Source organism: Cellulomonas marina, assembly GCF_900111925.1.
Taxonomy (GTDB): domain Bacteria; phylum Actinomycetota; class Actinomycetes; order Actinomycetales; family Cellulomonadaceae; genus Cellulomonas; species Cellulomonas marina.
Map to the genome: position 1 here is coordinate 559,823 of NZ_FOKA01000001.1, position 6,217 is coordinate 566,039.

The window sequence follows — 6,217 nt, forward strand, 5'->3', positions numbered from 1 at the left end:
CCATGACCGACCGCGTCGTGCTCGCCTACTCCGGCGGCCTGGACACCTCCGTGGGCATCGGCTGGATCGCCGAGGCGACGGGCGCCGAGGTCGTCGCCGTCGCCGTGGACGTCGGCCAGGGCGGGGAGGACCTCGAGGTCATCCGGCGCCGCGCGCTGGACTGCGGCGCCGTGGAGGCGTACGTCGCCGACGCCCGCGACGAGTTCGCCGAGGAGTACTGCATGCCGGCGCTGCAGGCCAACGGCCTGTACCTCGACCGGTACCCGCTGGTCTCCGCGCTGTCGCGGCCGGTCATCGTCAAGCACCTCGTCCGGGCGGCGCGGCAGTTCGGCGCGACGACCGTGGCGCACGGCTGCACCGGCAAGGGCAACGACCAGGTGCGGTTCGAGGTCGGCATCACGTCGCTGGCCCCCGACCTCACGTGCCTCGCGCCCGTCCGCGACCTGGCGCTGACGCGGGACAAGGCCATCGAGTTCGCGGAGCGCAAGAACCTGCCCATCGCGACGACGAAGCACAACCCGTTCTCCATCGACCAGAACGTCTGGGGCCGCGCGGTCGAGACGGGCTACCTCGAGGACATCTGGAACGGCCCGACGAAGGACGTCTACTCCTACACGGACGACCCGACGTTCCCGCCGGTTGCCGACGAGCTCGTCCTCACCTTCGAGGCCGGCGTGCCCGTCGCCATCGACGGCGTGGCCGTGACGCCGCTGCAGGCGATCCAGGAGATGAACCGCCGGGCCGGGGCGCAGGGCGTCGGCCGCATCGACATCGTCGAGGACCGCCTCGTCGGCATCAAGAGCCGCGAGGTGTACGAGGCCCCGGGTGCGATCGCCCTCATCGCCGCGCACCAGGAGCTCGAGAACGTCACCGTCGAGCGGGAGCAGGCGCGGTTCAAGCGCGGCGTCGAGCAGCGCTGGACCGAGCTCGTGTACGACGGCCAGTGGTTCAGCCCGCTCAAGCGCTCCCTCGACGTCTTCATCGCCGACACGCAGCGCTACGTCTCGGGCGAGGTGCGCCTGATGCTGCACGGTGGCCGCGCGACCGTCACGGGGCGCCGGTCGGAGGCCAGCCTCTACGACTTCAACCTCGCGACGTACGACACGGGCGACTCCTTCGACCAGTCCGCCGCCAAGGGCTTCATCGAGATCTACGGGCTGTCGAGCAAGCTCGCCGCCGCGCGCGACGTGAAGTTCGGCAACGCCCCCGACCTGGGGCAGGCCGGCGGCATCGGGACGGTCGAGGGTGCCTGAGACGCCCCTGTCGCCGGGCGCGCCGGCCGGCGCCGCCGCCGCGTCGTCCGCCGCGCTGTGGGGCGGTCGGTTCAGCGCCGGACCCGCGGCCGCGCTGGCGGACCTGTCGCGCTCGACGCACTTCGACTGGCGGCTGGCCGACCACGACATCACGGGCTCGGTGGCGCACGCGCACGTCCTGCACGCGGCCGGCCTGCTGTCCGACGACGAGGTCCGCGACATGGTGGCCGCGCTCGAGCGGCTGCGCGCGGACGTGGCGTCGGGCGCCTTCGGTCCGACGCCGGACGACGAGGACGTGCACACCGCGCTCGAGCGGGGTCTCGTCGAGCGGGCCGGTGCGGAGCTCGGCGGCCGCCTGCGCGCCGGCCGCTCGCGCAACGACCAGATCGCCACGCTCGTGCGCATGTACCTGCGCGAGCAGTCGCGGGTGCTCTCGGGTCTGGTGCTCGACGTCGTCGACGCCCTCGTCGAGCAGGCGGCGCGGGCCGGCGAGGCGGTGCTGCCCGGCCGCACGCACCTCCAGCACGCCCAGCCCGTCCTGCTCGCGCACCACCTGCTCGCGCACGCGTGGCCGCTGCTGCGCGACGTCGAGCGCTGGGCCGACTGGGACGCGCGTGCCGCTCGCTCCCCGTACGGGTCGGGGGCGCTCGCCGGGTCCTCGCTCGGGCTGGACCCGGCCGCCGTGGCCGCCGAGCTGGGCTTCGCCGGGCCCGTCGAGAACTCCATCGACGGCACGGCGTCCCGCGACGTGGTGGCGGAGTTCGCCTTCGTCGCCGCGATGACCGCCGTGGACCTCTCGCGGCTGGCCGAGGAGGTCGTCCTGTGGTCGACCGTCGAGTTCGGCTTCGTGCGGCTGCACGACGCGTACTCGACCGGGTCGAGCATCATGCCGCAGAAGAAGAACCCGGACGTGGCCGAGCTCGCGCGCGGCAAGGCCGGTCGGGTCGTCGGCGACCTCACCGGGCTGCTCACGACGCTCAAGGGGCTGCCCCTCGCGTACAACCGCGACCTGCAGGAGGACAAGGAGCCCGTCTTCGACCAGGTGGACCAGCTCAGGGTGCTGCTGCCCGCGTTCGCCGGGATGGTCGCGACGCTCACGTTCGACACCGCGCGCATGGCCGAGCTCGCGCCCCGGGGGTTCTCCCTCGCGACCGACGTCGCCGAGTGGCTCGTCCGGCAGCACGTGCCGTTCCGCGAGGCGCACGAGGTCGCGGGGGCCTGCGTGCGGGCGTGCGAGGCGCACACGCCGCCGGTCGAGCTGCACGAGCTCACCGACGACGAGCTCGCGGCGATCAGCCCGCACCTGCGCCCCGAGGTCCGCGAGGTGCTGACCGTCGCCGGTTCCGTGGCCTCGCGCGACGCGGTCGGCGGGACGGCGCCCGTCCGGGTCGCCGAGCAGCTGGAGGCCGCGCGCGCCCGGGCGGCGGCGCTGCGCGACCGGGCATGACGTCGGACGCGGGGACGGGCGTCCGACCCGGCGCGTCGTCGGCCGCCGTGCCGGACGGCACCCCGGGAAGCACCCCGGGCAGTACCCCGGCCGGTGGGCGCTCGGTGCCGGCCGCGCCCCTCGTCGCCGAGCGCGTGGCGGCAGGACCCGCGCGCCTGGGTGCCGTCCGGCTGCTGTGCGTCGACGGGCCGGCCGGCTCGGGCAAGACGACCCTCGCCGCCCGGGTCCGCGAGCGGCTGACGGCCGCGGGGCTCGCGGTCGGCGTCGTGCACCTGGACGACCTCTACGAGGGGTGGAGCGGGCTGGAGGGCAGCCTGTGGCCGCGGCTGCAGGCCGAGGTGCTGGGGCCGCTGGCCGCCCGGCGACCCGGACGGTACCGCCGCTGGGACTGGCCCGCCGGCGCCTTCGCCGACCACGTCGACGTCCCCGTGCCTGACGTGCTGGTCCTCGAGGGGTGCGGGTCGGCGCGGCGTGCGGCCGACCCGGTCGCGACCCTGCGGGTGTGGGTCGAGGCACCGGCCGCGCTCCGCCTCGAGCGCGGGCTGGCCCGCGACGGCGCCGACACGCGGCCGCAGTGGGAGGCGTGGATGGCCGACGAGGCCCAGCACTTCGTCCGCGAGGACACGCGTGCCCGCGCGGACGTGCGCGTGGACCGCGACGGGCTGGTGCTCCCGTGAGCACGCGTCCGGGAGAGGCGCGCGGCGTGGGGCAGGATGGGCACGTGGACACGCAGCCGGGCACGGGCACGCCGCCCGCGGGTGTGCCGCACGACCAGCCCCCACGCTCGCGCACCGGCGCGCGCACCGGTCCGGTCGTGCGGCCCTGGTCGGTGGCCTCCGCGCTGCCCCCCGGCGCGACGGTCACGACCCCTGCGCGCGTCTGGTACGCGCGGGACGTGCTCGTCGTCGCCCGGGACCTGCTGGGTGCCTACGTCACGCGCCGCAGCCCCGAGGGCGACGTCACGGTCCGCGTGACGGAGGTCGAGGCGTACGCGGGCTCCGAGGACCCGGGGTCGCACGCCTTCCGGGGCCGCACCGCGCGCAACGGCGTCATGTTCGCCGAGCCGGGCCGGCTCTACGTCTACCGGCACCTCGGCCTGCACCACTGCGTCAACGTCGTCGCGCAGCCCACGGGGTCGCCCGCCGCGGTCCTCCTGCGCGCAGGGGAGGTCGTCGACGGCGAAGACCTGGCGTGGGAGCGCCGCGAACGCGTCGGCGTGGTCGACTCCCGGCGGCAGCTCGCCCGCGGGCCGGCGCGTCTCGCGGTCTGCCTGGGCCTGGACCTGCAGGACAACGGTGCGGACGTCACGGAGCCCGAGGGGGCGGTCGTCGTCCACCGCCCGGGGACCACCCATGCCCAGCACGCCACCGGCCCCCGGGTCGGCGTGTCCGGCACCGGCGGCGACGCCGGGCGCTTCCCGTGGCGGTTCTGGCTGCAGAACGAGCCAACGGTGTCCCCGTACCGCCCGGCGTATCGCTCGCCGGCGCCGGCAGACGCCCCCGACGGGGCGACGGCGTCGGCCTGACGCGTCCGCCCGCCCCGACCCTCTCGCCCGCGACCCGCGCGGCGGGGAAGGCCCCGACATGACCCAGCCCGTCCACCCCGCCCTTCCCGACGCCCTGCCCGACGACGCCGGCGCGGCGTCCGCCGTGCGCGACGCCCTGCCCGCCGACCTGCCCGCCGACCTGCCCGCCGATCTGCCCGGCCACCTGCCGGACGCCGTGCCCGCACGCGCGGAGGCGCAGCCCTCCGTGCTCGACGAGCTCGCCTGGCGCGGCCTCGTCGCCCAGACGACGGACACCGACGCCCTGCGCGAGGCGCTGGCGGCCGGACCCGTCTCGTTCTACTGCGGCTTCGACCCGACGGCGCCGAGCCTGCACATCGGCAACCTCGTCCAGATCCTCACGGTGCGCCGCCTCCAGGACGCCGGGCACCGCCCCTTCGCGCTCGTCGGCGGGGCCACCGGCCTCATCGGCGACCCCAAGATGACGGGGGAGCGGACGCTCAACGCACCCGAGCTCGTCGCGGGCTGGGTCGCCCGCATCCGTCGCCAGATCGAGCCGCTGCTGCGGTTCGAGGGCGAGGGCGCCGCGACGATGGTCAACAACCTCGACTGGACGCAGGACCTGTCCGCGATCGCCTTCCTGCGCGACGTCGGTCGGCACTACCGGCTCGGCACGATGCTCGCGAAGGACACGGTCGCGCGCCGCCTGCAGAGCGAGCAGGGCATCAGCTTCACCGAGTTCAGCTACCAGATCCTGCAGGGCATGGACTTCCTCGAGCTGCACCGCCGGCACGGCGTCACGCTGCAGACCGGGGGGAGCGACCAGTGGGGCAACCTGCTCTCGGGCGTGGAGCTGGTGCGCCGCTCGGAGGGCGCAGCGGTGCACGCCCTCACCACGCCGCTCATCACCAAGGCGGACGGCACGAAGTTCGGCAAGACGGAGTCCGGCACGGTCTGGCTGGACCCGACGATGACGACGCCGTACGCCTTCTACCAGTTCTGGCTCCAGGCGGACGACGCCGACGTGGTGCGCTACCTGAAGGTGTTCACCTTCCGCAGTCGCGATGAGATCGAGGCGCTCGAAGAGGACGTGCGCGCCCGGCCGGCCGCCCGGGCGGCGCAGCGTGCCCTCGCGTGGGACGTCACCGCGCTCGTGCACGGTGCGGCGGTGGCGCAGGCGGTCGTCGACGCCAGCGAGGCGCTCTTCGGTCGCGGCGCGCTGGCCGACCTCGATCCCGACGTCCTCGCTGCCGCGGTCGCGGGGCTGCCCACCGCTCCGGGCCGGCCGGGTGACCCGCTCGTCGACCTCCTCGCGGCCACGGGCGTCGTCGCGAGCAAGGCCGCCGCCCGCCGCGCGATCGGCGAGGGCGGGGCCTCCCTCAACAACGCGCGCATCACCGACGCAGATGCGACCCTGCAGGAGCCCGACCTCCTGGCCGGGCGCTGGGCGCTGCTGCGCCGGGGCAAGCGCACCCTCGCCGTGGTCGACGCCGGCCCGGCAGGGTCGCCGCGTCCGTGAGGTCGCCGCGTCCGTGAGGTCGCCGGCCCCGGGCGGCGCTGCCGCCGGCCGGGGCGTCGGCCTCGCGCGGCGCACCGGCCCGCCCCGGTCGACGGGTGCGCGACGGGCGTACGTCGCGGACCGCCGTCGGAGCGGCGTCGCTGCAGGTCAGGGTCCTGGTGACCGTGGTCGCGGCCGCGCGACACGCCCGGGATGCACACGGGTTTGCACGCCCCGCAACATCCGCGTAAGGTTCTACGACGTCGCCCGCCAGGGAGGAAAGGACACCAGGGTTCAACCCGGTGGCCGGTCCCGCTGAGGTGGCCACACCCAGCACGTTGAGTCGGGCGCCTTGCGTCCGGCCCGCTGGACGCGTCGGGACTTCGGTCCGGATGCGGCGAGAACGAGCCCCAGGCGAGATCGCGGTGACGTGGTCGAGGTGGTGTGCGTCTGTTCCTTGAGAACTCAACAGTGTGTCAAGTAGTCGATGCCAAATCGCCTGCCTGTGCTGGTGC

Annotated in this window: 5 protein-coding genes; all 5 read left to right on the plus strand. The window is 75.2% G+C overall.

From position 1 onward, the window contains the following. Positions 1–2: 2 nt before the first annotated feature. Positions 3–1,253, plus strand: a complete 1,251-nt coding sequence (locus tag BM048_RS02485; protein WP_090030336.1) for an argininosuccinate synthase — start codon at positions 3–5, stop codon at positions 1,251–1,253. Next, positions 1,246–2,700 (plus strand): argininosuccinate lyase, encoded by a 1,455-nt coding sequence (argH, locus tag BM048_RS02490; protein ID WP_175499184.1) that lies wholly within the window; start codon positions 1,246–1,248, stop codon positions 2,698–2,700. The genes BM048_RS02485 and argH overlap by 8 nt, the downstream gene beginning before the upstream one ends. Positions 2,701–2,804: 104 nt before the next feature. Next, positions 2,805–3,377 (plus strand): nucleoside/nucleotide kinase family protein, encoded by a 573-nt coding sequence (locus tag BM048_RS02495; protein ID WP_090030556.1) that lies wholly within the window; start codon positions 2,805–2,807, stop codon positions 3,375–3,377. Between the two features lie 152 nt (positions 3,378–3,529). Then, positions 3,530–4,225: a DNA-3-methyladenine glycosylase gene (locus tag BM048_RS02500; RefSeq protein ID WP_175499219.1), complete on the plus strand. Its 696-nt coding sequence runs from the start codon at positions 3,530–3,532 to the stop codon at positions 4,223–4,225. Between the two features lie 58 nt (positions 4,226–4,283). After that, positions 4,284–5,723, plus strand: a complete 1,440-nt coding sequence (gene tyrS, locus BM048_RS02505; RefSeq protein ID WP_090030337.1) for a tyrosine--tRNA ligase — start codon at positions 4,284–4,286, stop codon at positions 5,721–5,723. Positions 5,724–6,217: the final 494 nt, after the last annotated feature.